The 24,379-nt window shown below is 44.2% G+C and carries 25 protein-coding genes and 1 riboswitch; of the genes, 13 read left to right on the top strand and 12 right to left on the bottom strand.

The window, feature by feature from the left end:
- Window positions 1-7: 7 nt before the first annotated feature.
- The gene (serC, locus tag RXV91_RS12210) at window positions 8-1,081 is read right to left on the bottom strand and encodes a 3-phosphoserine/phosphohydroxythreonine transaminase (protein WP_316440074.1); all 1,074 of its coding nucleotides are present in this window, start codon (window positions 1,079-1,081) and stop codon (window positions 8-10) included.
- A gap of 383 nt (window positions 1,082-1,464) precedes the next feature.
- On the opposite strand from serC, the gene RXV91_RS12205 reads away from it, so the two are divergent.
- The 3 genes from RXV91_RS12205 to RXV91_RS12195 all read left to right on the top strand — a co-directional run bounded on the left by RXV91_RS12205 (window position 1,465) and on the right by RXV91_RS12195 (window position 3,936).
- On the top strand, window positions 1,465-2,088 hold the full coding sequence (locus tag RXV91_RS12205) for a histidine phosphatase family protein (protein WP_021730490.1): 624 nt from the start codon (window positions 1,465-1,467) through the stop codon (window positions 2,086-2,088).
- A 258-nt stretch (window positions 2,089-2,346) separates the two neighbouring features.
- A complete protein-coding gene (locus RXV91_RS12200; protein ID WP_316440139.1) occupies window positions 2,347-3,336 on the top strand; it encodes an aldo/keto reductase in 990 nt (329 codons plus the stop codon).
- A 378-nt stretch (window positions 3,337-3,714) separates the two neighbouring features.
- Window positions 3,715-3,936: a hypothetical protein gene (locus tag RXV91_RS12195; RefSeq protein ID WP_316440073.1), complete on the top strand. Its 222-nt coding sequence runs from the start codon at window positions 3,715-3,717 to the stop codon at window positions 3,934-3,936.
- 2 nt (window positions 3,937-3,938) lie between these two features.
- Here the strand turns inward: RXV91_RS12195 and RXV91_RS12190 are convergent, their stop codons facing one another.
- Together RXV91_RS12190 and RXV91_RS12185 are read right to left on the bottom strand one after the other, a co-directional pair.
- The gene (locus RXV91_RS12190) at window positions 3,939-4,289 is read right to left on the bottom strand and encodes a DUF1801 domain-containing protein (RefSeq protein ID WP_316440072.1); all 351 of its coding nucleotides are present in this window, start codon (window positions 4,287-4,289) and stop codon (window positions 3,939-3,941) included.
- Window positions 4,276-5,154, bottom strand: a complete 879-nt coding sequence (locus RXV91_RS12185; protein WP_316440071.1) for an NFACT RNA binding domain-containing protein — start codon at window positions 5,152-5,154, stop codon at window positions 4,276-4,278. Before RXV91_RS12185 ends, RXV91_RS12190 begins: the two co-directional genes overlap by 14 nt.
- A 171-nt stretch (window positions 5,155-5,325) precedes the next feature.
- Between RXV91_RS12185 and RXV91_RS12180 the strand changes: the two genes are divergently transcribed.
- Window positions 5,326-6,513 (top strand): acetate kinase, encoded by a 1,188-nt coding sequence (locus RXV91_RS12180; protein ID WP_316440070.1) that lies wholly within the window; start codon window positions 5,326-5,328, stop codon window positions 6,511-6,513.
- A gap of 130 nt (window positions 6,514-6,643) precedes the next feature.
- Window positions 6,644-6,823 (top strand): hypothetical protein, encoded by a 180-nt coding sequence (locus RXV91_RS12175; RefSeq protein WP_015639870.1) that lies wholly within the window; start codon window positions 6,644-6,646, stop codon window positions 6,821-6,823.
- Between the two features lie 138 nt (window positions 6,824-6,961).
- Here the strand turns inward: RXV91_RS12175 and RXV91_RS12170 are convergent, their stop codons facing one another.
- On the bottom strand, window positions 6,962-7,312 hold the full coding sequence (locus tag RXV91_RS12170; RefSeq protein WP_003641805.1) for a CrcB family protein: 351 nt from the start codon (window positions 7,310-7,312) through the stop codon (window positions 6,962-6,964).
- Complete coding sequence (locus tag RXV91_RS12165) at window positions 7,312-7,695, bottom strand: CrcB family protein (protein ID WP_316440069.1); 384 nt, start codon at window positions 7,693-7,695, stop codon at window positions 7,312-7,314. The genes RXV91_RS12170 and RXV91_RS12165 overlap by 1 nt, the downstream gene beginning before the upstream one ends.
- Window positions 7,696-7,995: 300 nt before the next feature.
- Between RXV91_RS12165 and RXV91_RS12160 the strand changes: the two genes are divergently transcribed.
- Complete coding sequence (locus RXV91_RS12160; RefSeq protein WP_316440068.1) at window positions 7,996-9,516, top strand: ABC-F family ATP-binding cassette domain-containing protein; 1,521 nt, start codon at window positions 7,996-7,998, stop codon at window positions 9,514-9,516.
- Between the two features lie 120 nt (window positions 9,517-9,636).
- Here the strand turns inward: RXV91_RS12160 and RXV91_RS12155 are convergent, their stop codons facing one another.
- The 3 genes from RXV91_RS12155 to RXV91_RS12145 are packed head-to-tail and all read right to left on the bottom strand — an operon-like array spanning window position 9,637 to window position 12,298.
- Entirely contained in the window at window positions 9,637-10,296 is a 660-nt protein-coding gene (locus RXV91_RS12155) for an energy-coupling factor transporter transmembrane protein EcfT (protein ID WP_003646368.1), read from the bottom strand.
- A complete protein-coding gene (locus RXV91_RS12150) occupies window positions 10,293-11,699 on the bottom strand; it encodes an ABC transporter ATP-binding protein (protein ID WP_316440067.1) in 1,407 nt (468 codons plus the stop codon). Before RXV91_RS12150 ends, RXV91_RS12155 begins: the two co-directional genes overlap by 4 nt.
- 29 nt (window positions 11,700-11,728) lie before the next feature.
- On the bottom strand, window positions 11,729-12,298 hold the full coding sequence (locus RXV91_RS12145) for an ECF transporter S component (protein ID WP_003643692.1): 570 nt from the start codon (window positions 12,296-12,298) through the stop codon (window positions 11,729-11,731).
- A 102-nt stretch (window positions 12,299-12,400) separates the two neighbouring features.
- Window positions 12,401-12,494, bottom strand: a riboswitch (TPP riboswitch).
- 144 nt (window positions 12,495-12,638) lie between these two features.
- On the opposite strand from RXV91_RS12145, the gene RXV91_RS12140 reads away from it, so the two are divergent.
- Together RXV91_RS12140 and RXV91_RS12135 are read left to right on the top strand one after the other, a co-directional pair.
- Window positions 12,639-13,124: a glutathione peroxidase gene (locus RXV91_RS12140; protein ID WP_316440066.1), complete on the top strand. Its 486-nt coding sequence runs from the start codon at window positions 12,639-12,641 to the stop codon at window positions 13,122-13,124.
- 49 nt (window positions 13,125-13,173) lie between these two features.
- Window positions 13,174-14,004, top strand: a complete 831-nt coding sequence (locus tag RXV91_RS12135; RefSeq protein ID WP_316440065.1) for an aldo/keto reductase — start codon at window positions 13,174-13,176, stop codon at window positions 14,002-14,004.
- A 594-nt stretch (window positions 14,005-14,598) separates the two neighbouring features.
- Here RXV91_RS12135 and greA read toward each other — a convergent pair.
- From greA to RXV91_RS12120, 3 genes are all read right to left on the bottom strand, one after another.
- Window positions 14,599-15,069, bottom strand: coding sequence for a transcription elongation factor GreA (gene greA, locus RXV91_RS12130; RefSeq protein WP_011100924.1), 471 nt, complete (start codon window positions 15,067-15,069; stop codon window positions 14,599-14,601).
- An 85-nt stretch (window positions 15,070-15,154) separates the two neighbouring features.
- Complete coding sequence (locus RXV91_RS12125; protein ID WP_316440064.1) at window positions 15,155-15,568, bottom strand: hypothetical protein; 414 nt, start codon at window positions 15,566-15,568, stop codon at window positions 15,155-15,157.
- 12 nt (window positions 15,569-15,580) lie between these two features.
- On the bottom strand, window positions 15,581-15,784 hold the full coding sequence (locus tag RXV91_RS12120; RefSeq protein ID WP_316440063.1) for a helix-turn-helix transcriptional regulator: 204 nt from the start codon (window positions 15,782-15,784) through the stop codon (window positions 15,581-15,583).
- Window positions 15,785-16,164: 380 nt separating this feature from the next.
- Here RXV91_RS12120 and RXV91_RS12115 point away from each other — a divergent pair, with 380 nt between their 5' ends.
- Window positions 16,165-16,878 carry a glucosamine-6-phosphate deaminase gene (locus RXV91_RS12115; protein ID WP_316440062.1) on the top strand — a complete coding sequence of 238 codons (714 nt, stop codon included), beginning with the start codon at window positions 16,165-16,167 and terminating at the stop codon, window positions 16,876-16,878.
- A gap of 142 nt (window positions 16,879-17,020) precedes the next feature.
- Here RXV91_RS12115 and RXV91_RS12110 read toward each other — a convergent pair whose 3' ends face one another.
- The gene (locus RXV91_RS12110) at window positions 17,021-18,436 is read right to left on the bottom strand and encodes a C69 family dipeptidase (RefSeq protein WP_316440061.1); all 1,416 of its coding nucleotides are present in this window, start codon (window positions 18,434-18,436) and stop codon (window positions 17,021-17,023) included.
- A 359-nt stretch (window positions 18,437-18,795) separates the two neighbouring features.
- Here RXV91_RS12110 and RXV91_RS12105 point away from each other — a divergent pair, with 359 nt between their 5' ends.
- From RXV91_RS12105 to RXV91_RS12090, 4 genes are read left to right on the top strand one after another with little or no spacing between them, the layout of a single operon-like run.
- Window positions 18,796-20,634: a PTS mannitol-specific transporter subunit IIBC gene (locus tag RXV91_RS12105; RefSeq protein ID WP_316440060.1), complete on the top strand. Its 1,839-nt coding sequence runs from the start codon at window positions 18,796-18,798 to the stop codon at window positions 20,632-20,634.
- 36 nt (window positions 20,635-20,670) lie between these two features.
- Complete coding sequence (locus RXV91_RS12100) at window positions 20,671-22,746, top strand: PRD domain-containing protein (protein ID WP_316440059.1); 2,076 nt, start codon at window positions 20,671-20,673, stop codon at window positions 22,744-22,746.
- Window positions 22,747-22,760: 14 nt separating this feature from the next.
- Window positions 22,761-23,210, top strand: coding sequence for a PTS sugar transporter subunit IIA (locus tag RXV91_RS12095; RefSeq protein ID WP_003641824.1), 450 nt, complete (start codon window positions 22,761-22,763; stop codon window positions 23,208-23,210).
- A gap of 1 nt (window position 23,211) precedes the next feature.
- Window positions 23,212-24,369: a mannitol-1-phosphate 5-dehydrogenase gene (locus RXV91_RS12090; protein ID WP_316440058.1), complete on the top strand. Its 1,158-nt coding sequence runs from the start codon at window positions 23,212-23,214 to the stop codon at window positions 24,367-24,369.
- Window positions 24,370-24,379: the final 10 nt, after the last annotated feature.

The following is a 24,379-nucleotide window of genomic DNA, read 5'->3' as shown; positions in this document are numbered from 1 at the left end:
ATTCCTCCTAACGATGATGGGCTTCAAAATTATCTAGGTAGTCGACGAGCGCCTGAACACCAGCTAGCGGCATGGCATTATAGAGACTCGCACGCATCCCGCCCACTAAGCGATGGCCTTTCAGATTGACTAATCCGTGTTCTTGAGCATCTTGGATAACTTGATTATCTAGGTCGGTATTGCCGGTGATAAATGGCACGTTCATCGTTGATCGATCGCTAGTCTTAACAGGGTTAGTAAATAGTCGTGACTGGTCTAAAAAGTCGTAAAGTAAGGCAGCTTTAGCATGGTTACGGGCAACGATTGTATCAAGGCCGCCCTGCTGTTTTAGCCACTTTAGAACGAGTCCTGCCGCGTAGATGGTGAAAACCGGTGGTGTGTTGAACATTGAATTTTTCGCTGCAAATAGCTGATAATCCAACATGCTGGGCAGATTGTCAACGTGGCCGATTAGATCATCACGTACAATCACAATTGTTAGACCGGCTGGGCCAAGGTTCTTCTGGGCACCGGCAAAGATCAGTCCGAAATCACTTACTTGGTAGGACTCACCTAAGAAATTCGATGACATATCAGCAACAAGTGGGACGCGCCCCGTATTAGGCAAGGCGGTCGTCATCGTCCCTTCGATAGTATTATTAGTGGTCAGATGAACATAATCAAGATTTTGATCAACGGGTCGTGCTAAGATTGGTAGTTGTTTAAAGTGTGTCTCGGCACCACTGGCTAAAACATGGACCTTTGTGCCAACCCGTTCGGCTTCTGCAGCGGCGCGTTGTGCCCAATGGCCACTGTCAAGTAACCCGATGCGATGATGACGTGCTAGATTTAGTGGGGCAGCTGTAAACTGTAATGTACCACCACCTTGAAAGAAGAGTACGTGATAATTGTCAGGAATCGTCAGCAAATCTCTAAGGTCTTGTTCAGCATCGTGTAGGACTTGTTCGAATAAATTAGAGCGGTGTGATATTTCTAAAATACTCATGCCGGAATCTTGAAATGATGGCAATTCCGCTTGAATTTGAGCGATGACTGGCCGTGGTAAGACGGCGGGGCCGGCAGAAAAATTATAAATTGACATATAAGATCCTCGCTTTCAATTGATTAATTAGGGGAATAAAAAAAGTCCTCGCAGTCAGATTCGACTACCAGGACGAGTAATAGCAAGTTTAAGCAATTGCACCCGGTAGCGAATGTTTAACATCCGTGTTCGGGCTGATTTGCATACGCAAAATTAGGCCAACACAGATAGGTGTGTAGACCAGGAGGAACTGATATTATGATTGATATGCTTAAATAAAATCATCAGTACGACTCCCCTTCGTTAAACTGGCATTAGCGCCAGTAGGTTAATTGCGTTGGTACTAATTTAGCAAGCACTTTGTGGTTTGTCAAGCTGGATAATGAGAAAAAACTGTGACACAATCAGTATAATTAATAACAATTTAATCTTGGAGGCGCACGATGACAACCTTTTACGTGGTACGACATGGTCAAACAACGGCCAATGCTCAAAATTTAAAACAAGGTACGATCAATACGGCGATTACACATTTGAATCCCATTGGTCAGCAACAAGCGCAAGATTTACATGATACGTTTGATATTAGTTTTGCGGATCGCCTGATTTGTAGTCCACTCGATCGTACTCAGGCGACGGCTGCAATCTTAAATCAAGGTCGGGGGCTACCGATTAGCCTAGATGAGCGATTATTGGAAATTTCATACGGTCAGTGGGATGGACAGGATAATACGCGACTGTTAGCGGCTTACCCGCAATACTTTGATCCGCTTTTGCAGGATGTTTTGCCTAGTTATGTGGAAGTTGCTACGGATGGTGAATCCTTTGCACAAGTACAACAACGGGTGCAGGCATTCTTGACAACAACAGCTCAAGCACATCCAGATGAGCGGATCATTGTCGTGACACACGGATTTACCGTTAAAGCAATGGTCTTAGCCGTTTTGAAACCAAGTGATCCGATGAGCCTGCCAGAGCCGGCCAATACTAGTGTGACCAAAATTGTGGTGGATGCCATCCATAGTCGACAGTACTTAGCGTACTACAATCGGTTAACACAATTTTAACGGGTCGGACTTAACGAACTGGACATTCCGGTCTACAATAGATAGTGGTTTGGAATAACCGCATACTGTTGAACTTTATTTCAAATCGAGATCGATTCAGGCAGCAACAGCAGACATCACATATAAACTCCTAAGTGAGGTGGTCCTGGCAATGGCGAGGACTGCCTTTTTTTGTAATCATAAGCGTTTGATCCGTACCAATAATGCAGGCGCGGTATAATATAAATAGTATTTAAAAATTAGATGGGGTGAGCAATGATGACATATGCAGCAGCACCAACGCGCTATGATGAACTACCAATTCGGCGAGTAGGAAAGACTGGGTTGCAATTACCGGTGGTCTCGTTAGGGTTATGGCGCAATTTTGGCGATGAAGCACCATTTGCTAATTCACGAGAAGTGGTGTTAGATGCTTTTGATCATGGTATTTTTAGCTTTGATTTAGCGAATAATTATGGACCGTCGAAGGGATCAGCTGAACGGACTTTTGGACAAATCATGCAACGAGATTTGAAGCCATACCGCGATGAATTAGTGATTACGACTAAAGCTGGATATCCAGCATGGCCGGGACCATATGGGGCTTTTGGCTCGCGCAAGACCTTGATTGGTTCACTAGATCGCAGTCTCAAACAGATGCACTTAGATTACGTGGATATTTTTTATTCACATCGCCCAGATCCTGATATTGATTTACGTGAAACAGCCGCAGCACTTGATCAATTGGTACGACAAGGCAAGGCGCTGTATGTGGGAATTTCAAATTATGACCGAGAGCAGACGGCGACGATGATTAAATATTTTAATGAGATGCATACGCCGTTTACGGTTAATCAGTATTCATATAATATGCTGAACCAACAAGCTCAGACAACGGGCTTGATTGATTATTTAGGTCAGCATAATGCAGGATTAGTGGCATACGGTCCATTAGCTGAAGGGCTATTGACGCAGCGTTACTTGCAAGAAATTCCGGCTGATTTTCCGATTCATCGGACAAATAAATATTTATTTGATCAGGGGATGACTAATGTGGTCAAGCAGTTGAATGACTTGAATCAAATTGCTCAACAACGGGGCCAAACCTTAGCGCAGATGGCATTAGCTTGGTTGCTGCGGTCACAAATCGTTACCAGTGTCATTATCGGTACGACCAGTATTGATCATTTGCACGCGAACCTTGAAGCGACAAATAATTTAACCTTTAGTGATGATGAAGTTAAAGCGATTACCGCGATTTTGCAGTAAGCATCATCAACGCAATGGTAACGGCCACTCACTAGCATTCGTAATGCTAGTGAGTGGCCGTTAAGCTTCATGATGAATTATGGGTCAAACGTGACTGACGTCTTTGAGTGCTACTTTTTTAGCTCGATTATGCAAACAATATGATAATAAATTCTGTGTTGCCGCTAACTGAAGACAAACTGAATCCGGGTGATTTTAAAGCAATCTGAGTGAATGTTCGGTAACTCCGGTAGTTAACAACTTAATTAGTTGGCCCACGGAATTGCTGATTATTACAAATAACCGGTATATCAACGTCATCAAAATGTAATAGTTTTTATCGAACGTACGTTCTAAAAATGTGCTATGATGGAGCTACTATTTCGATGAGGTGATCTAATGGAACAGCTGAAACCAATTGAAGCGTCGTTATTGCAAGCTTATGAGTTAAACTGCGTGGTCCGATTAACTTTAAGTGATGGTCACCAACCGAGTGGCTTGATTGCAGCCGTGGACGACCGTAAGCTTTTTTTGAATCAAGAAGCGGGTGTTGTGAAGCCGATTGCGCTGAGTGACGTCACCGCCATTGATTTTCTTAAACAGTCTTGGTGGCAGCGGTAATCCTAAAGGTCGTATTTTGATATGATTTCGTGACGACGAAACTCGGTAATAGCAGTAATCAATTCAAGTGGTAGGGGCTGATCCAGTGGAAATTGGATGGCCCCTTTACTAGTTTTATAATCGATTAACTGATCATGAAAAGCATCGATGGCACTTGGTGTTGGGTACAGGCCAAAATGGTGCTTAAATAACGCAAAGTGAATGACGTTTTCGTGCCAATAGAAGGTCGGCATCTGGTACTTTAACTGTTCTTTTGCTTCTGGTAAGACAGCCGCAATGGTTTGCTGTAAGGCTATTAATTGCGGTTGATAGGCTTGTGGTGCGCTAGCAATATAAGTTTCAATCGGCGTCATGGTGAATATCCTCCTGGTCGCGTAATTCAGCGGCTAAAGTAGCATCGGGGACAACGGTGATTGTGCGTGCAAGGCCACTAAAGGTGACAAGCCCGGCCTTAGCACCCTTGGGTTTACGCATCTGGCCAACGGTGAGCACATCAACGGGAACGCGATTCATCTGACGACCCTTACTGTAGTAGGCCGTTAACACAGCCGCTTCTTGCAATGTTTGCTCACTCGGGTGATTACTGTGAATGACCACATGTGAGCCCGGAATTTCACCACCAGCATGCATCCAGTAGTAATCCTTACGAGCCGTCAATGTTAGGTGGTCGTTTTGATGACTATTTTTACCAACTTCAACCAGTACGTGGTCATGCGTGTAAAAGCGGCGGGGATGGGCGGGGGTTGGGGCCTTAGATGAGTGTAAAACGTGGGTATGAATCGCGCCCGCAACAATCAGTGATTGCTTAAGAGCAGCGACCGCTTCTGAATCATCAGGGTCAAAGGCTGCCTGAGTCGCTAATTGTTGGTGTAGTTCGGTTTTGGCCGTTGTCAAGTTTTGTTGAACGGTTGCTTGGCCACGTTTGCTCTTGCGATATCGATGAAAATAATCTTCGGCATTTTCCATAATTGTTTTTTTTATATCGAGCTTAATACTGAGTTGTTGACCGGGATGTTGATAGTCAGGTAATTCAACGAAGTGATGATGGCCGTCAATCTGACTGGCATATGTTTTTAATAACGTGCCCTTTACTTGCAAGTCACTGGCATCAGGCAGGTGGTCTAATGCTTTAGTTAATGATTCGATTTGTTTACGCGTGTGGTGAATTAAGTGCGCTAATCCAGTTTGGACTAGGTCGACATCGGTTGTGGTCGTCATTAATTGGGTTCCTCTAATCTGTAAAAGTTAACGTCTTAATAATAACATGTTCCGGTTGATTAGCAGCGAATGATTGATACCAGTGTTAGGATGTTGGACAAGTGAGATTGAAAAAAGTTGAGCAATTTTCAGAAAAGTTCGGTATTCTATTACATGGGAGTTGATTGAGATATGCAAAAAACATTGATTATTAACGCGGGTAGCTCGTCATTAAAATGGCAATTATTTGCCATGCCTGCTGAAACGGTGGTTGCTAGTGGCCTCGTTGAACGAATCAGTATGCCAGGTTCGATCTTTACTATCAAGTATGGTGACCATCAAAGATTTGAGACGACGGTCGATAACTTAGATCAGAATCACGCGGCACAAATGTTGTTGACTGAATTACAACGATTGGCCATTATTGATTCATTAACAGAAATTACGGCAGTTGCTCACCGGGTTGTTGCGGGTGGGGAGACATTCAAACAAGCGGTTGAAGTAACGCCAACCGTACTCGAAGCCATCAAGGGGCTTAGCGACTTTGCCCCATTGCATAATCCGATGGAGGCGCGTGGTATTGAGACGATGGCTCAGGCTTTACCGACTGTTAAACAGTACGCGGTATTCGATAGTCAGTTCTTTACCGATTTGCCAGAAATGAATGCAATTTACAGTTTGCCATATGAATTGACCCAGAAATACCATATTCGCCGTTACGGTGAACACGGTATTTCCCATGGTTACTTAACCGGCCGGGCTGCAGAATTATTGGCTAAGCCCAAAGCTGAGGTTAATCTTGTGACGTTACATTTGGGCAGTGGTGCTTCCTTAGCAGCTGTTAAAAATGGACGGGCCTTCGATACTTCCATGGGCTTTACGCCATTAACGGGTGTCACAATGGGGACGCGCGCGGGTGATGTTGACCCGGCCATCTTACCATTTCTCATGAAGGTCCTAAATGTTGATGATCCAAATGAAATTATGATGATGCTCAACAATCAATCAGGGCTATTAGGTGTCTCGGGAATTTCACCGGATATGCGTGAAATTCGCGCACAGGAAACGACTAATTCACAAGCACGTTTGGCCGTTGAAATTTTTGTCAACCGGATTGCTAAGTACGCTGGCAGTTATTTAACAGAATTAAAACGAGTGGACGCGCTGATTTTTGCGGGCGGGATTGGCGAGCATAATGCGACCTTGCGCCAGCAAATTGTTGATGAACTGAGCATCTTTGGTGTGACCCTGGATCCGAAATTAAATGAAGCGGGTCAAGAGGGACTCATCAGTGGCGCAGATTCCAAGATTAAAGTGATGTTGATCCCAACTAACGAAGAATTAGCGATGGTGCGACAAGTTGCGGCGTTGCAAAATTAAGCTTCTCTTAATTTACGACTGCAATCAGTCTGCCGCTGCATAGCGCGTGCTATACTAACTGGCAAGGTACCCATGATGGGACTTGTAAGGAGGGAAGCTCTCTTCGCAGAGCGCATAGATGATCGGTTTATTGATTGCTTTAGTAATTGGTTTATGGTTGCTCAAAGTTATCTTTAAAATTGGTTTTAAAATTATCGGTTGGGTGTTCATGATTGTGATTGGGTTGTTTTTATTTAAAATCGCATTATGGTTAGGCCTGATCGTCGTGGCGATTGCCGGAGTTGCATTATTCGGAAATGCTACCACGTAATTTGAAAGATAAAGATGAGCGTGGTTAAAACTAGTGTCATCGGCACGCTAGCCGTAAAGGCGGCTTGTTGGAACTAAATAGTCATTGAACAAAAACAGGAAATCTCAGTTAGTTTTGTGAGACTTCCTGTTTTTTGAGTTAGATTAAAGTTCCGAGATAAACCATGACTAGGCCACCGACGAGACTCAAGCCAAAGTATTCCCAGGCGACCCGTTGATGGTGGTTACGGCCGAGCAACACGAGTTCGTTGATCATTGTTGAAAAAGTCGTATAGCCACCCATAATCCCAGTTCCTAGAAAAATCTGCCAGTTGGGCGGTAATGAGCTGGTTAAAATCCAACCGAGCAATAAAGCGCCGGTTAGATTGATAAATAACGTGGCAATTGGTAACGGCCATCGATTGAGAGGTAGTGCTAAGCGCATGATGCCGTAACGACTTAAGGCACCTACAGCTGCGCCGGCACCGGCCAATCCGACTAGGACTAACATTAAAATTCCTCCTTTGGTAGCCAATAGGTGCTAAGGAAGTTTCCAGCTAGCCCCGCTAGCAAACCCAACCCTAAGCTAGCAGCGACATAACTTAAAGCTAAAACGCTATGACCATTTTGAAACGATTGTAGCGTTTCAAAAGTGAAGGTGGAAAAAGTAGTAAAGCTACCAACGAGCCCGACACTCATACCGATGACAATATCTTCAGAGACGGGTAACCGCGCTGGTAACAAGTTAGTAATCAGGCTAAGAACAAATGCTCCCACAATATTAATCAGACACGTTATCCAGAAATGTTGTGGCCAAGTGACGAGCAAACTAAGCCCCTCCCGGAGACCACCACCTAGCATTGCGAAGCCGGTAATTGCAATGATCTTTTTCAAGCTAACACCTGCTTTCTGAAAGTAATTTTAGTTTACTGAAAAAGCTAAAAAAAGACAATGGTTCTTGCAAATTGAAATTAAACATGCTAATCTACAAAGTAACTTATAAAACACGAGGTATTCAGCCAATGCGCAACTAATTAATTCTAGTAACTGAACAGAGCCATGCCTAGCGATAGGGGTGGACTGTCCGTTTTGGGATTAATTAGGGTGCTGGTGGAATCAATTGCCAGCGTTCTCATTTTGAGGACGTTTTTTTGTGCCATGAATTAGTCCCTGCAACTAAGGGGATGCTTATTAATGACAATGATTAATTTAAAAAATATTCAAAAAGATATGGCGGGACGGCCACTATTTACAATTGACCGATTAGTCGCCAATGCCGGGGATAAAATCGGCGTGGTTGGGCGGAACGGTGCTGGTAAATCAACACTGGCCCATTTACTGACGGGTACTGATCGTGATTATACGGGGCAAATTATGGTGGACGAGCCAGTCAGCTATGTTGCCCAAATCGCACCGACTTTTGACCAAAGTGGTGGTCAAGCTATGCTAACCAGAATTCGGCAGGCTTTGAGCGCCCGGCCAACAATTTTAATTCTAGATGAACCGTCATCTAATTTGGATGAAACACATCAGCAATGGCTTATTAATCAGTTACAACGTTTTCGTGGGTTGCTGCTGTTGATTTCACATGATCGGCAATTATTAAATGCTGTGACGACACAGACTTGGGCGGTTGAACACCAAAAATTCACCGCATATGCAGGCAATTACGCATATTATCAGACGGTAAAAGCGCAGCAACTCGCAACTCAGGAAGCCACATATCAGCGCCAAAACACCCATCAGCGTGAGTTACTAGCAGCCCAACGCCAACGTAATGAAAAAGCCCAGCGGATTCGGAAAGGTAATCGGCGAATGTCGCGAGTAGAGCGTGCCAAGACGAAAGCGACTAGAGAAGCAACAGCAGCAAAAATGGAACGAACGGCTAAACGCATGGTCGCCCGAGGACAACGGGAACCACAAGTTGCTAAGCCCTTTACGACTTCCGGTTTTAAATTGGTAGCGACAGATTTTCCGACGTTTACAGGTAAGACCGTGGTGACTGGTCTTAATGTCACACTGGCTGAATATGGAAAAACGTTGTTAACGCACGCTGACTTTCAAATCAGGCCACATGATCGGGTTGCTATCGTGGGGCCCAACGGTAGCGGTAAGACCACATTACTGCGTGCAATGTTAGGTGGCCGGGTGTCAGGATTACGATTGGCTCCGGCGGCACGAGTCGGAGTATTCAATCAAGATATGACAGTGCTCGACGGTAAACATTCAGTGTGGCAAACAGTGCGGCAAGTCAGTCAGTTACCGGATCAAACGATCCGCAACGTCATGGGTGCGTTGGGCCTGCCAGCACGCTTTTATCCGCAACTGGTATCGGCGTTAAGTGGTGGTGAACTGGTTAAATTACAGCTAGTTCGTATTTTAGTCGGTCAATATAACGTTTTAATGTTAGATGAACCAACCAATTATTTGGATGTGGACGCGCTGGATGCGTTGGCCGATTACTTACAAAATTATCCTGGAACGGTAATTTTTGTTTCACATGATGAACCGTTTCGCCAGGCCGTTGCTACTCGGGTGTTGCAATTCGAGACGCACCAATTAGTTGATCCTGACAAAGTTGTTAAAGTGCCTAAAGCGGTAGAAGCTGACTTAGCAGTACTTCAGTTCAAGTATGATCAATTAATGGCAGACCCGACGTCTTCTACAGCTGCTATTCAGGCATTACGGCAACAAATTGATCGGCTGAAAGCATGAATTAAGGTCAACTTGTTGTTAGTGTGTCCCGACCTAAGTGGGGAATATTACCCAAAAACAGGTTTTCTCATAATTGAGAAAACCTGTTTTAATTTAGTGCTTATTCAGTGAATGAGACCACTAGCGCCACGGAATGACGAAGGCGCCGACTTGTAAAAGCAAGACGCCGCTAATCACAATGGTCCAATCCAACTTAGTCAGTGGAATCTGACGATAGTGAGTGCGGGGTGCATCTTCGACAAAACCATGGGAGCGCATGGCCTGGGCAAGGTTCTGCGACCAATTGATAGAGACCAAAATTGCTTTAAAGTAGAGCTGTGGCGACCAGAAGGACAGGACCTGCCCACGCATCAGACCAGCAGCCCGAATCACTTGAACTTCGTGCTGAATCCGTGGTACCAAGTTATACGCGGCGAGGACGCCATATGCAAATTTGGCGGGTAAATGCCAGTTTTGCTCAAGCGAATCGGTTAATTGTAAGACGTCAGTCGTGAGCGTAAAAGTAGCGCCCGTAAAAACAAACGCATAGATTCGTGTGAACAGGACCCAGGCCATCAAAGTCTTGTCACCGCTACCGTTAATGTACTGGGTACTCCAAAGTCCAATTGCTGGTAGCAACGGAATGAGTAGCAACCACCCTAATGTTCGAAGCCGAGTTCGGTGACCGAGCAGGTAAATCAGTGCCAGAATAATCAGTGCCACGTTCAAACTTACAATTGTCGTGAATGAAATTTCTAGCGCAATGATGAGTAGTAATAATAATTTCATGCTAGGATTCATGATCGCACCACCCAATCTAAATGGTGATTTTCAAAGTGTAGCTGATAGTCAATCAATGGCATCAGGCCGGTTAACTGGTGACTAATAATAATCAGCGTCTGCTTAGTTGCCGCTTGGGTGGTCTGTAATAACGCGACCAGGGCATTGATCGAATGCAAATCTAGCCCTTTTAAGGGTTCATCCATGAGTAGAACTGGTGACTGCATGATTAACATGAGCAGAATTTGTAGTTTCTTTTTCTGTCCCTCACTCAAAGTATAGATGACTTGTTCATCACGACCGGATAAGTTGAGTTGCACTAAGGCCGTTTGAATACGGTCCGCGGTAAAGTAGTCGCCATACGCATAGCGTTTACTTTGAGCCAGTTCTTCAGCGACCGTGATGTTTAAAAACTGGGTCTCAGCGTCCTGAAAAAGCAAGGCGACGTGGCGGGCATAGCGTTTGCGTTTTAGCTTGTCGATAGGTGTCCCTTCGTAACGAATTTCGCCAGTATAGGGATGCAGACGGACGAGGGCTTCAAATAACGTGGATTTACCACTACCGTTAGGACCCGTGATCAGCGTATTGTGTTGTGCTAACAATTGACGCGTTGTCGGTACTAATAGTTGGCGATCACCTGCCTGTAAAGTGACGTGATCAAGTTGAAAACAAGGGCGTTCAACGCGTTGCGGTGCTGACCATGACCGTTGTGGCTGCTCAGTAAAGGCTGAAAATAACTCAGACCAGGTGGTGCGGTCAATGAGCTGTAAGTGCTGGTCCTTGATTTGGACGACTTGATCGACGAGCTGTTCGTAACCTGTTAGGTCATGATCCGCCAAGATGATTGTCTTCCCATGTTGATTGCGTAGTTCCACGAGCCGGTCTAACAAGCCGGCTCGTGCGGCAGGATCGACACTAGCAAAGGGTTCATCAAGTAGGATGACATCGCTGTCCATAGCAACAATGATGGCAAGGGCCACCTTCTGTTTCTCGCCACCGGATAAATGATTTAAAAGTCGTGACTGCAAGTTTCGGATACCGACAAAGTCAAGTGCACTAAGTAAGCGGGCCGGTATTTGGTCACGAGGTACTTGTAAGTTCTCAAGTGCAAAAATTAGTTCATTTTCAACGGTATCCATGGCAAACTGCTGATTAGGATTCTGAAACATCATCGCGACGCGTTGTGTGCGCTGATTAGCGTTGCTAGCAGTTAATGACTGACCATCAAAGGTAATGGTGCCGTGAGCTGGAGTCAGGGGTAGTAAGCCTGCAATCAGCTTTAGGAGCGTCGACTTACCTGTTCCCGATGGCCCCGTCAATAGGATGAAACTTTGCCGTGGTAGTGTTAGGGTTACGCGATCCAGAATGGGTGTCGACGCCTGTGGATAGGTGTAAGTTAAATTATTCAGCACGATACTAGCCATTCGAGAAAGCCTCCATTTTATAAAGTGTATTAGTGCGTTGATTTTAAAACATGGCTGCGATCAAGTAGGTCAGTGATGGTTTTAGTTAGCAGACCCCCAAAAACAAACATCGAAATAAAGCGAACGACCACGTATAAGATTAAGAGCCATAGCTGTAATTTATAGTAACCATTACGGGCAAGGTCCCAACCAAAGGTGACCACAGTAGTTGTTGCGGCCGCAGCCGTTAAGCCTAACCAGTCATAGTGTTTGTAGCCAGTGACGATATAACCTAGTTCGGCCCCAAATCCTTGCACGACACCAGAAATCAATGTGGTGATGCCCCATTGACCACCGAAAAACATTTCGACGGTTGCTGCGAGGAGCTCACCTAGCGTTGCCGAACCCTTTAGTCGAATAAGGTAGCCAGCTAACATGCCGGGCATGCACCATAAGCCAAGTAGTAGTTCATTAGCCAGACCGCTTAGACCAAATGGTGTCAGGGCCGCACTTAAAATGTTATAAACAAAATTAGTCCCCATAAAGATGGCACCAAAGAAAATACCAATTAGTGCCAGTAAAATAATATCGTTCAAGTACCATGATTTAACCCATTTCATTGTTAAATCCTCCCAAAAGTAGTTTGTCATTCACGCATCTAAGCGACAAAAAACGCCTACCACGAGTATTGGTGGCAGGCGGCTAAGTCTGAATTGATGGTTCCCCAAATAAAAGCATTGCTCCCTGCGCTGGCATTGTCCAGATTCAGGTTCAATGGGTATTATCTCAGCCGTGATGGCACCCCAGTTGCTATGAATGATACGTTTAGTGTAACGGATAAGAGCGGTAAGCGCAATCAATATTCTCAGGATGAGAGCAAAGTATGATGAAAAGTCACAATTTTGTGGTTTACTATGGGTAAAGTAACTTAATTGATTAATAATCTTAGGAGGTATCTCGATGGCAGAATCAGTGTATGATTTTACAGAAACTGAGATGAGTGGTGCGTCGCTTGACTTGTCACAATATCGCGGTCAAGTCTTGCTAATCGTGAATACGGCTAGCAACTGTGGCTTGGCGCCGCAATTTAAAGGATTAGAAGAACTTTATCAGAAGTATCAGCAGGAGGGCCTAGTGGTCTTGGGATTGCCATCCAATCAATTTCATCAAGAAAAGGCGGATGACGATGAGACCCATGACTATTGTCAACGGCACTATGGGGTAACATTCCCCATGACCAAACGGGTGATGGTCAATGGTGATGACGCTGATCCGTTATTTACTTACCTCAAACAGGCGGCTGGCCATGGTCGAATCAAGTGGAACTTTACAAAATTCCTGATTGGTCGTGATGGCCGTGTGCTCGAACGCTACGCCCCAACGACAAGGCCGGCAACATTTGAAGCAGCGATTCGTGATGCCTTGGCTGATCGTTCAGAAGATTAACGATAATTTAACAATGATAGTTTAATTTAGAAGAAAGAAGTGGCTTAAGTTGGAAACTTATACGTTACGTGATGGTTTAACGGTACCTAAAATTGGCTTTGGAACATATAAACTGAATGGTGCTCATGGTGTGCAAGTGATCGACTCAGCGATTGATCGCGGCTACCGATTATTAGATACGGCCTTCAACTATGAAAATGAAGGGGCTGTTGGTGAAGCGGTTCGGCGTTCGTCAGTACCGCGTTCGGAACTCTTGATTTCATCAAAACTTCCTGGTCGCCACCACACCTACACGGAAGCTATCAATACGATTCAAGAATCATTATATCGAGCTGGCCTGGATTATTATGATTTATATTTGATTCATTGGCCTAACCCTAAGGAAGACCATTATGTTGAAGCTTGGCAGGCACTGATTGATGCCCAGAAGTTAGGCTTGATTCGTTCGATTGGGGTCTCGAATTTCTTACCAGAACATTTAGAACGGTTAAACAAAGAAACGGGTGTTTTACCCGTCATTAATCAGGTCGAATTACATCCGTACTTTAACCAGCAGGCACAACGGGATTATGATCAAGCACACGGTATTTTGACGCAAGATTGGAGTCCTCTTGGCCGGGCGAGTGAGATGCTTCAAAATGAGACGCTCAAAGAGATTGCAGCGCACTACCATAAAAATGTTGGTCAGTTGATTTTACGGTGGGAACTACAGTTAGGGACCTTGCCGATTCCGAAGTCGTCAACGCCGAGCCGTCAAGCAGGTAATATGGACGTGTTTGATTTTGAAATCAGTGCAGCTGATATGGCAACAATTAATGGCTTGAACCAAGCGGATGGTCGCTTGAATAATCAAGATCCAGCAGTGTACCAGGAATTTTAATTTGAATGATATAGAAAAAAGATAGCGACGTTGTGATGATAACTCGTCGCTATCTTTTTATGGACAACTGCTTGTTGATGATTGGTTTGTGATATCAGCGTAATCGCAATACATGGTGCAGTAGCGATTGGCTTTTTTAATCATACAAAATGCTAACTGTGTAGCTGTGAGCCACTATCTGGTAAAATGTGTTTATAGGTATGTTTTAAGGGCGGTTGGCTGTTTTCATCTTGAAAGGTCGTGGTAGTATGACAAATACGTTTCCCACACTAGGAAAGGTTTTCAGCCGTGGTCACTCTACCTGTTTGGTTTGCTTTCTTGCAAATCATTTTGAGCATCGCACTAGCGATGTATCAGGTATGGAACTCCAGAAACAAAAAATAGCCACCCCAAAACTTTGGCCGGTATTGGGTGACTGTTCTTTGATTATCTAAATTTAAAGCCAACTGCTCTTAGAGCGGGCCTTGATTCAAGTCGGTATTAACGTACCGGCTTTTTTACTGCCTTTATTTTAACACGTATACGCTTCAGAAAGTGTATTTTTGATTCAAAAAAATAAAGATAAGCTTCCGATCGATTGGCATAACTATTTTATTACGCGCGCTTAACCGCGATTACCTTAACTTGATAAGCCCCGTTCGGTGCGTTCACAGTGACCACATCGTCAACAGTATGATTAGCGAGCGCTTGACCGATGGGAGATGTGAATGAGATTTTTTGTTGTTCGAGATTGGCTTCCTGTTTCCCCACTAATTGATAGGTGATTTGGTCATGATCATCCAGAAATTCAATGGTCACGAATTTACCGATATCGAGTTGATCGTTGTCAGCCGGTTGGACGATTTGGGCGTACTGCAACTGCTTGTTGAGATAACGCAGGCGACTTTCTAAGCGACCCAAGTCTCGTTTGGCACTACTATACTCGGCATTTTCAGAACGATCACCCAGTGCTGCTGCTGCAGCCAGAATTCTGATTCGCTCGGGCCGTTGTTGCTTTAAGTCCTCAATTTCCTGTTCGATGGCATGGTAGCCGGCCGCAGTCATTTTGTTAAAAGTTGGTTCCATAGCAAAAACCTCGTCTCCGTTGAATTTCTGGGAATAGTTTACCGCAAATGTGATTAGAATGGTACCAGCTAGTCGATAGCTGATATTAATCACAATCACGCAGGTGATTAATATACAGCATGATACCGCTAGTGACGGCGGTCAGGGCGATGCCAGCAAGCAGACTAATGAACGGCTGATTTGTCGCAATCAGAAAGTAAAATAGGGCGGTGAAACCGATTAATTCGAGGAGTGCCCACAGGCCAAGGTAGCGCCATGACCGTTTGGGTTTGTCTGCCATTGGAGTGCTGACATTAACAGATAGAACAATCATGGTAAAAACGGCAATCATCAGGACAATATACAACGGATTGTCGTACGTAAAGGCCTGCTGAAGATTGTTTTTTTGCCAGCCTTGCCAAAATAAAATCAGTAAGATAGCACTATTCTCAATTAACAACGTGGTGCGAATGTTCTTGAAATTTTGTAAAATTAAACGTTCGTCACGAATCTTTTTCATGGTAGGGATCTCCTAACTGAGTTCGACCCAAAAGACAGTATCGAGTGTTTGGTTGAGTGCGTGACAGAGGTTGAGGCAGAGTTTCAGTGATGGGTTATAGGTGCCCTTTTCAATCAAGCTCAGGGTTTGACGGGTGATGCCAGTCTTGCTGGCGAGTTCTTTTTGTGAGAATCCGGCCATTAACCGGTATTGCTTGACATGATTCGCGGTTAACACCTCCCTTTATGTAATATATATCTTCCGTACAAAGTTAATTTTAGCCGTTACCAATTGCAATGTAAATATTGGATAGTTTGATTGAAACGTGAACAAATAAATGGTTGGCGTAGGTGTATGAGCGCAAAAAAAATAGCCAATGGCTTTGCAGCCTTGGCTAGTCGTGGAGTTTCTCACGTTCCACGGAGTTACGAACATGTTAAGTATAGGCAAAATTATCGAAAAATACAATTAATTTATTAAAGGAGTTTGGCTTGACAGTTTAACAATGATAACGATTGCAAAAAATAAAAGTGAAATATTTCAGACAAACCTCTTGAATTTTAGTCTAGACCAATATACAATTGGACTATACCAAACAAAGAGGGAGTCAGTTAATTATGAAAGTTATCGTAGTAAAGGATCAAGCTGCCGGCGGAAAAGAAGGCTACAAAGTATTTAAGAATGCTTTAGACAATGGTGCGAAAGTATTTGGGTTGGCAACTGGTTCGACACCCGTTACAACTTACAAAGAAATCGTTAATAGTGACTTAGATTTCAGTGACTGCACATCCGTTAACTTGGATGAATACGTTGGGATTGCACCAGACAACGACCAAAGTTATAAATACTTCATGCAAACACATTTATTCAATGACAAGCCATTTAAGGAATCATTCTTGCCAAACGGTTTAGCTTCAGATCCAGAAGCTGAAGTTAAGCGTTACGACAAAGTGATTGACGAACACCCAATTGACTTACAAATCTTAGGGATTGGCCGTAATGGTCACATTGGTTTTAACGAACCAGGTACTCCTCGCGATATTACGACGCACGTGGTTGATTTAACTGAATCAACGATTGAAGCTAACGCGCGGTTCTTCGCCAGCGAAAATGATGTTCCTAAGCAAGCTTTCTCAATGGGCTTAGCTTCCATCATGAAGAGCAAGCATTTATTGCTCGAAGCCTTCGGCGAAAACAAGGCTGATGCGGTTAAGGGTATGATTGAAGGTCCAGACACTCCTGAATTACCAGCAAGTATCTTGCAAAACCATCCAGACGTTACCGTTATCATTGACGAAGCGGCTGCTAGCAAGTTAAGCAAGAAGTATTAATTTTAATTAAGCTAAAAATGATTTGAAAGCCGTGCTTCATAACGATTGCGTTGTGAAGCACGGCTTTTTAATAAGTACTCATGTAAAGTAAAAAATGATTCGACTACTAGGATAGTTAGCAGTCGAATCATTTTTGGCTTATTTATAGATTTTGTCCTTTTTCCCAAGTCGTTTTCGATAACAACAGCCCTTGCTTAACCAAAGTATCAAACAACGCATGGGTCCGGTTGGAAATTTCGGCGGCGGTTTCGCTATTGGCTTTGGTCAAGAAATCGGTCGGATTGCCGGCAATGGCTGCGTCGGTTGCGGCAACCCGGCTACGGGCATATGATTGACAACCGTCGCGATAGGCATTGACCGTTTCAGAAAATTCATGCCAGTGTGGTTCAATCAAGACGGAGAGCGTTTTTGATAACCAGTAGACGTTATCAACGCTGACCGTGCTAGTTGTATTGCGATAATCAATCGGCGTGTCATTGATGTTGGTAAAGAAGGGCACGTATGGGGCGTAAGCGAAGAAACCTAGTGCGATCCATTGAATGGCGGCTTGCTTAGCAGGTACGTCATTCCGGATTTGCAGAATAGATGAGCACTGATTGCGATCCATCGCGATAGACCGGTAACGTGTTTGTTCACGGGCGTTACCAGAAGCGAAAGTGCCAAATGGATCGTAAGGCGTCCCGTTATAGTGTGAAGACAAGAAGAACTGGACGTCTTCAATAGCCAATTTTTTGTTTGGTTGTCGGAATAGCGGCATGTTTTGATCAGTGGGATTCTGTTGGATTTCGGGATTAAATAGTTTTTGACCATACCATGTCCGTGGAGTGTTGTAATAAGCATCCGCCTCACTTTGGGTACCGAAGATTTCACGGAAATTAAAGTGACCGGGTGTTGGGTTGAGGTGATACTTTTCAACGAAGTCCACTAAATCACTGGCACCTAGGAAATTGTCGGTATCGTTGAGATCCATCTCTTGCACCACGGTTTGGTTGGGAACAATTGCGTAGGTGTCTTCGGGCATCCGAACTGCCCCCCAATGGTGACCACCAGCGGTTTCGAACAACCAGATATCATCGTGATCGTTAAAGGCGATACTGTTGCTTTCACCAGTCCCGTATTTTTCGATTAGGGCGCCTAAGCGTTGGACACCTTCCTTAGCACTTTTAATGTAGGGTAAAACGAGGGTGACCATGGCTTCTTCATCTACGCCATCATGGACGAGCGGATCGTAACCGAGTACGCGGGCATTGGTGGCAGTGGTTTCAGTTGCGCTCATCCCGACGTTTAATTCGTTGATCCCAGCTTCCTCGTACTGCCCATCACTTTGATCGGCTTGGGGGGTTGCGGTGTAGCGGTAGGCATGATCAGGCAGCGGAACGGTGACGCCGGTAGTTACGGAAGTGTAGCTGGCGTTAGTTTGGTCGTGGGCTTCGTGCACAATAAACTTAATCGGATTAATTGGGCCGTAGCCATCTTCGTTGCGGGCAACGATGGTCGAACCATCCATGCTAGCAGCTTTCCCAACCAATATTTCGGTACAATCTGAATCTTTCTTCATTAATAGGTCACTCCTTAGTTATCTATAAGTATAGGAGCTTGGTGGCGAAATTCAACGGCATCTTGAATTTTAGCGACAAAATAATAAATTGATGAGAATCATATCGGTCATAAAGTGTGTCGATTAATTAAAATCATTTGTGAAAATGCAATCATAACTGATACGGACAATTTATCGATATTGCTATTGTTACTGTTTTGACAGCGTTGTAGAATTTTGTGCCAACTTATTTGTTTGTGAATCTTTGAGTTTAATTCTGGCACAGTTTCCTGTGCCACGGGTCTACCTAGAAGTTCTTGAAACCGCTTACCACGGCGGATATGATTAAGTTGTTAAGAAAAAGGAAGGAGCTTTACCTGATGAGTGAAAATGTAAATACGAATGCAACCCAAAGCGCTCCTGTTGCGAAAAAGAAACTGGGCGTTAAGGCTCGCGTTCAAAAATTTGGGAGTGCACTAAGTAATATGGTTATGCCGAACATCGGTGCCTTCATTGCTTGGGGTTTAATTACCGCCATCTTTATGGCCGGTGGTTGGTGGCCAAACGCTGGATTAGCTAAGATGATTCAGCCCATGGTTCATTATTTATTGCCATTATTGATAGCGTTTACTGGTGGGACTTTGTTTGCCGGTCACCGTGGTGGGGTCGTTGGTGCGATCGCTACTATGGGTGTCATTGTTGGTTCTTCGATTCCAATGTTTATCGGTGCCATGATTATGGGACCTTTAGGTGGTTGGTGCATTAAGAAGTGGGATGATGCCATTTCTGATAAGATTAAGAGCGGGTTTGAAATGTTGGTTAACAACTTCTCCGCTGGGATTATCGGGATGTTACTAGCAATCCTGGGTTACTTTGCAATCGGCCCATTGGTTGCTGGTGCAAGTGCTGCTATGGCTGCCGGTGTTGACTGGATCATTAAGATGAAGCTATTACCATTAGCCAACGTCTTCATTGAACCGGCCAAGATTTTATTCTTAAATAACGCGATTAACCAAGGTATTTTGACACCACTTGGGATTCAAGCTGCATCTAGTGCGGGTAAGTCAATTCTGTTCTTACTTGAACCAGATCCAGGTCCAGGTCTTGGTGTATTATTAGCCTTTGCCTTGTTCGGTAAGGGGACTGCTAAGGCCTCCGCACCAAGTGCGATTATTATTCATTTTCTTGGTGGGATTCATGAAATTTACTTCCCATACGTATTAATGAAGCCAGCGTTGTTCCTAGCTGTTATCGCTGGTGGGGTTACTGGGACGGCCACCTTTAGTTTACTAAACGTTGGTTTACGTTCAACGCCTTCACCTGGTTCAATTATTTCGTTACTATTAATGTCACCAAAGAGTGTTTCTAACTATATCGGTTTAATTATCGGGGTAACATTAGCAACCTTAGCATCGTTTATCGTTGCGGCGATTGTTTTGAAACGTGATAAGTCAACTGATAGTGATGACTTAGCCGCTGCTCAAGGTAAAATGAGCGACATGAAGAGCGGTAATACTGAAGCCGGCGGTGCAACTGACGCTGAACCAGCTGATGTAATCGCTTCATACAAAGATGTTGACCATATTATCTTTGCCTGTGATGCCGGAATGGGATCATCTGCAATGGGGGCTTCCTTATTACGGGACAAGGTCAAGAAGGCCGGCATTAGCATGTCTGTCACGAACACGGCGATTAGCAATTTGAAAGACGAACCTGGTTTATTAGTGATTACGCAAAACGAATTAGCCGATCGTGCGGCACAAAAAGCACCACACGCCTTACGGTTAGCCGTTGACAACTTCTTGAGCAGTCCAAAGTATGATCAAGTTGTGGTTAACTTAAAAGCTCGTGATCAAGTTAGTGAAACTGCACCTGCATCCGCAGCACCACAAGCAACGACGGCTGCACCCGACGACCTACCAGCTAACTTAGATTTGAGTGTTGTTGATGAAATTGTCTTTGTTCACCACGATGGTCATTTAGGAACAGCCACAATGGCAACGTCCTTGATGAAGGATCGGGTCAAGAAAGCCAACAAGCATGTGAGTGTTAAGAACTTAGGAATTGACGAATTGGCTGATAATAATAGTTTATTAGTTGTTTCAAGTGCAGAAGCAGCTAAAAACTTGAAGACCCGTTACACGCAGGTCCAAGTATTAATTACTGACGATCTATTGAGTTCACCTAAATATGATAAGATGGTATCAGCATTGAAATAAAATGATATTATTACCATTATCGTATGAGGTGGCATCATGGTTAAGTTTACACAACGTCAAGATGAGTTGCTACAGCTGCTACTAGCGAATCCCGCCGGCCTTTCAATGAGTCAGATTGAAACCGGTCTCAACAGTAGTCGCCGAACAATTTATCGCGAGTTTAGCAACCTAGAATTAGTGTTAGCCAATGCTGATTTAAAGATCGTTAATGAAAAGCATCATTTCCAATTGAACGGGTCCTCAACGGCACTTGTTCAGTTTCAAAATCAGCTGTCGGCTGATCGCCGAATTGCACCGGCATTTGATTCGCAAACGCGACAAAACGCCCTGGCATGTCGATTGTTAATGACAGATCATTCTGTAAAGTTGAAGGAATTGGCACTTGACTTTGATGTTAGTATTGCAACGATTTCAAATGATTTAACGGCATTAACGACGCCGTTTGATGATTACGAACTATCAATCGAACGGTTGAAGTCGCGGGGAATTCAGATTGCTGGGACAGAAGGCAGTATCCGTAATTTATTTGCTACGATTCTAAATAATGAGATTAACGACTATGAGTTTTTTAAAACGATTGGTAAGTTGAACCGCGGACTAGCCGTGTCAGCCAGTGATGAGCAATCGTATTTTCTGAATTTGCTGGACGCTACGACATTAATTACGTGTTACCAAGCAGTACGGAGCTTGAAGAAGAAGTACTTTGCATCAGTGCCAGATGGACAGCTACAGCAGTTAATTATCACGTTGACTACTGGGGTGATGCGCTTAAAACATCAGCGGCGAGTAACGTATTTACGAGGTATTAACCGTGATGACTTCTTAAAGTATCAACGGATTGCATTGGCTATCATGACGCAATTGCCAGATGAGACCAAAACCTTGGTCACCGGTGCGGAAATTGATTTTTTAGCCCAGCAAATCAAGGGACTGACGTTTCGAATTGACCAAGATGCGTCACTATCTAACTATGATTTGCAGTTGACTTATCAGGTCAAGCAGTTTATCGATGCGGTTGCCACTAACTTTAATTGGTCGTTTGGAACGGATGACCGCTTGTTGAACAACTTGACCGCGCACATGCAAATTGCGCTGCAACGCAATGGTGTTACGGGTCCGGTACCCGTGAGCTCTGAGTTGCAAGAAGTTCGTGAACAGTATCCAAAGTTATATTCGGCAGTGGTGCGGGGCTTTGCACAAGTTTTTAAAGACCAGGATTTTACAACGGATGAATTAACCTACTTGTTGATTCATTTTGCCAGTACCTATGAGCAACAGTTGAGCCATCAAGCACTGAAAGTGTTGGTGTTGTGTCCTAATGGGATGACAACGGCACGGATCTTAAAGACACGATTAGCACGACTGGTTCCCGAAATCACTGCCATTGAGGTCGCCCGTATCGGTAATCTCGGTCAAGTGCACTTACAAGATTTTGATATGATTTTGTCAACAACGACCTTACCGGGCTTTAAGTTGAATTATCGAGTGGTTAGTCCGCTGTTGCTCGAAAATGAAGTGACGGCACTTCGAGAGTATATTCATCAGTATTTTCCGAGTACCAAAGTAGTGGACTCACCCGTTGATGAGGACACCACGATTAATCTAGATTTCGATACCGTTTATCAGCAGATGACGATTGCCAAACAGATTTTGGACCGCTTTACCATCACACCGATTCGCAATGATGATGAGACGGTGGCCGAGACGCTAGTTAAGATCACGCGACATATTGATTCGAATTTGATTCACGATCCGTTAGAGGTAGCGGGGCGGTTGTTACACCGTTTAGGACTAGCGCCAGTGGGCATTCCGAATACGAATTTGGCGCTCGTGCACACGTTGAGTCAGGAAGTCACAGCACCTTATTGTGCGATTTTCGAACTTGATCAACCATTACCATTTAAGAGTATGGATAACCAATCGATTCGGTTGCAACGAATCGTCCTGATGCTCGGACCCGCCAATATCAGCGATTTTGAAAATCGGTTGATGGGTAAGTTAAGCGCGCTAGTCATTGAAAGTCAGGCCAATACGCAGACGTTTATGACTGGCGATCGCCAGCAACTTTATCAATTAATTAGTAAAGCATTTTTGAACGAACTAACAAAATAGCGTAGGTGAAAACAATGGAAGCTTTAGATAAGAAAATGATTGCGTTGAACCAGCAAGTGGCTACGCAAGAAGAAGGCATCCGCTTAGCCGGTCAACTATTGGTTGATGGCGGTTGTGTCGAACCAGAATACATTGATGCAATGCAGGCTCGTAATCAGGATGTCTCCGTATATATGGGTAATTTCATTGCCATCCCCCATGGTACTGAAGATGGCATGAAGTATATTAAAAAGACCGGGATTTCCGTGGTCCAAGTACCAATGGGTGTGAGCTGGGGTAATCCAGATGATAACGACGATGATAAGACTGTAACGGTTATCTTCGGAATCGCTGGGTTGAACGGTGAACACTTGAACCTCTTGTCTCAGATTGCCATATACTGCAGCGACGTGGCTAACGTTGCCAAGTTAGCGGACGCTCAATCTGAAGATGAAATCATAAATCTATTAAAGGAAGTTGATTAGCATGTTAGACGTACATTTTGGCGCAGGGAATATTGGTCGGGGCTTCATTGGCGAAACCTTGGCTGACAACGGGTTTAAGATTACTTTCGTTGATGTTAACGATACTTTGATTGACGAATTAAACAAACGGAATGGTTATACCATTGAATTGGCTGCTGAAGGCCAAGAACATATTGAAGTTCACGATGTTAAAGGGATTAACAACGGTAAGGATCCTAAGGCGGTTGCTGAAGAAATTGCCCAAGCCGATATGGTTACGACTGCGATTGGACCTAAGATTTTGAAGTTCATCGCGCCATTAATTGCTGACGGGTTAAAGTTACGGCAAGCTAACAACAATACGACACCAATTGATATCATTGCTTGTGAAAACATGATTGGTGGCAGTCAGTCATTAAAGCAATCCGTTTATGAATCATTAAATGAAGACGAACAAGCTTGGGCTGACCAAAATGCAGGCTTTCCCAATGCTGCTGTTGACCGGATCGTGCCGCTTCAAAAGCATGATGATCCATTATTCGTTTCAGTTGAACCATTCAAGGAATGGGTTATCGACAAGTCCCAGATGAAGAACCCTAAGATTCAATTAAAGGGTGTTGATTATGCTGACGACTTGGAACCATACATTGAACGGAAACTCTTCTCCGTTAACACGGGTCATGCCACCGTAGCCTATACTGGTAACATGAAGGGCTACAAGACGATTGGCGAAGCGGTCAAGGATGACAGTGTTGTTGACCAAGCTAAGCACGTTTTAGGTGAAACCGGCGACTTGTTGATTCAAAAGTGGGGCTTTGATCCTGAAGTGCACCATGCTTATCAAAAGAAGATTTTGAGTCGGTTTGAAAACCCATATATCTCTGATGATATTGAACGGGTCGGCCGGACACCAATTCGGAAATTAGGTTTCAACGAACGTTTCATTCGCCCAATTCGGGAATTGAAGGAACGTGGTCGCGATTACAGCGCCTTAGTTGATACAGTTGGTGAAATGTTCTTCTTCAACTATCCTAATGATAGTGAAAGTGTTAAGTTACAACAATTATTGAAGGATGAACCAATCGAACAAGTTATTCGTGAAACGACTGACTTGAAAGATGAAGATTTAGTTAATGAAATTAAAGATGCGTACGAAAAGCACTTAGCTGCAACAAAGTAGTTCGATAAAA

The organism is Lactiplantibacillus sp. DA1 (genome assembly GCF_032681335.1).
Taxonomy (GTDB): Bacteria; Bacillota; Bacilli; order Lactobacillales; family Lactobacillaceae; genus Lactiplantibacillus.
The sequence above is the reverse complement of the archived record's forward strand: the minus strand, read 5'-3'. Positions and strand labels throughout refer to the sequence as shown.

Excerpts from the sequence above, each read along its gene's own strand:
- serC (WP_316440074.1), bottom strand. The coding sequence starts at position 1,081 with ATGTCAATTTATAATTTTTCTGCCGGCCCCGCCGTCTTACCACGGCCA.
- RXV91_RS12205 (WP_021730490.1), top strand. The coding sequence starts at position 1,465 with ATGACAACCTTTTACGTGGTACGACATGGTCAAACAACGGCCAATGCT.
- RXV91_RS12200 (WP_316440139.1), top strand. The coding sequence starts at position 2,347 with ATGACATATGCAGCAGCACCAACGCGCTATGATGAACTACCAATTCGG.
- RXV91_RS12195 (WP_316440073.1), top strand. The coding sequence starts at position 3,715 with ATGGAACAGCTGAAACCAATTGAAGCGTCGTTATTGCAAGCTTATGAG.
- RXV91_RS12190 (WP_316440072.1), bottom strand. The coding sequence starts at position 4,289 with ATGACGCCGATTGAAACTTATATTGCTAGCGCACCACAAGCCTATCAA.
- RXV91_RS12185 (WP_316440071.1), bottom strand. The coding sequence starts at position 5,154 with ATGACGACCACAACCGATGTCGACCTAGTCCAAACTGGATTAGCGCAC.
- RXV91_RS12180 (WP_316440070.1), top strand. The coding sequence starts at position 5,326 with ATGCAAAAAACATTGATTATTAACGCGGGTAGCTCGTCATTAAAATGG.
- RXV91_RS12170 (WP_003641805.1), bottom strand. The coding sequence starts at position 7,312 with ATGTTAGTCCTAGTCGGATTGGCCGGTGCCGGCGCAGCTGTAGGTGCC.
- RXV91_RS12160 (WP_316440068.1), top strand. The coding sequence starts at position 7,996 with ATGACAATGATTAATTTAAAAAATATTCAAAAAGATATGGCGGGACGG.
- RXV91_RS12155 (WP_003646368.1), bottom strand. The coding sequence starts at position 10,296 with ATGAATCCTAGCATGAAATTATTATTACTACTCATCATTGCGCTAGAA.
- RXV91_RS12150 (WP_316440067.1), bottom strand. The coding sequence starts at position 11,699 with ATGGCTAGTATCGTGCTGAATAATTTAACTTACACCTATCCACAGGCG.
- RXV91_RS12145 (WP_003643692.1), bottom strand. The coding sequence starts at position 12,298 with ATGAAATGGGTTAAATCATGGTACTTGAACGATATTATTTTACTGGCA.
- RXV91_RS12140 (WP_316440066.1), top strand. The coding sequence starts at position 12,639 with ATGGCAGAATCAGTGTATGATTTTACAGAAACTGAGATGAGTGGTGCG.
- greA (WP_011100924.1), bottom strand. The coding sequence starts at position 15,069 with ATGGAACCAACTTTTAACAAAATGACTGCGGCCGGCTACCATGCCATC.
- RXV91_RS12125 (WP_316440064.1), bottom strand. The coding sequence starts at position 15,568 with ATGAAAAAGATTCGTGACGAACGTTTAATTTTACAAAATTTCAAGAAC.
- RXV91_RS12115 (WP_316440062.1), top strand. The coding sequence starts at position 16,165 with ATGAAAGTTATCGTAGTAAAGGATCAAGCTGCCGGCGGAAAAGAAGGC.
- RXV91_RS12110 (WP_316440061.1), bottom strand. The coding sequence starts at position 18,436 with ATGAAGAAAGATTCAGATTGTACCGAAATATTGGTTGGGAAAGCTGCT.
- RXV91_RS12105 (WP_316440060.1), top strand. The coding sequence starts at position 18,796 with ATGAGTGAAAATGTAAATACGAATGCAACCCAAAGCGCTCCTGTTGCG.
- RXV91_RS12100 (WP_316440059.1), top strand. The coding sequence starts at position 20,671 with ATGGTTAAGTTTACACAACGTCAAGATGAGTTGCTACAGCTGCTACTA.
- RXV91_RS12095 (WP_003641824.1), top strand. The coding sequence starts at position 22,761 with ATGGAAGCTTTAGATAAGAAAATGATTGCGTTGAACCAGCAAGTGGCT.
- RXV91_RS12090 (WP_316440058.1), top strand. The coding sequence starts at position 23,212 with ATGTTAGACGTACATTTTGGCGCAGGGAATATTGGTCGGGGCTTCATT.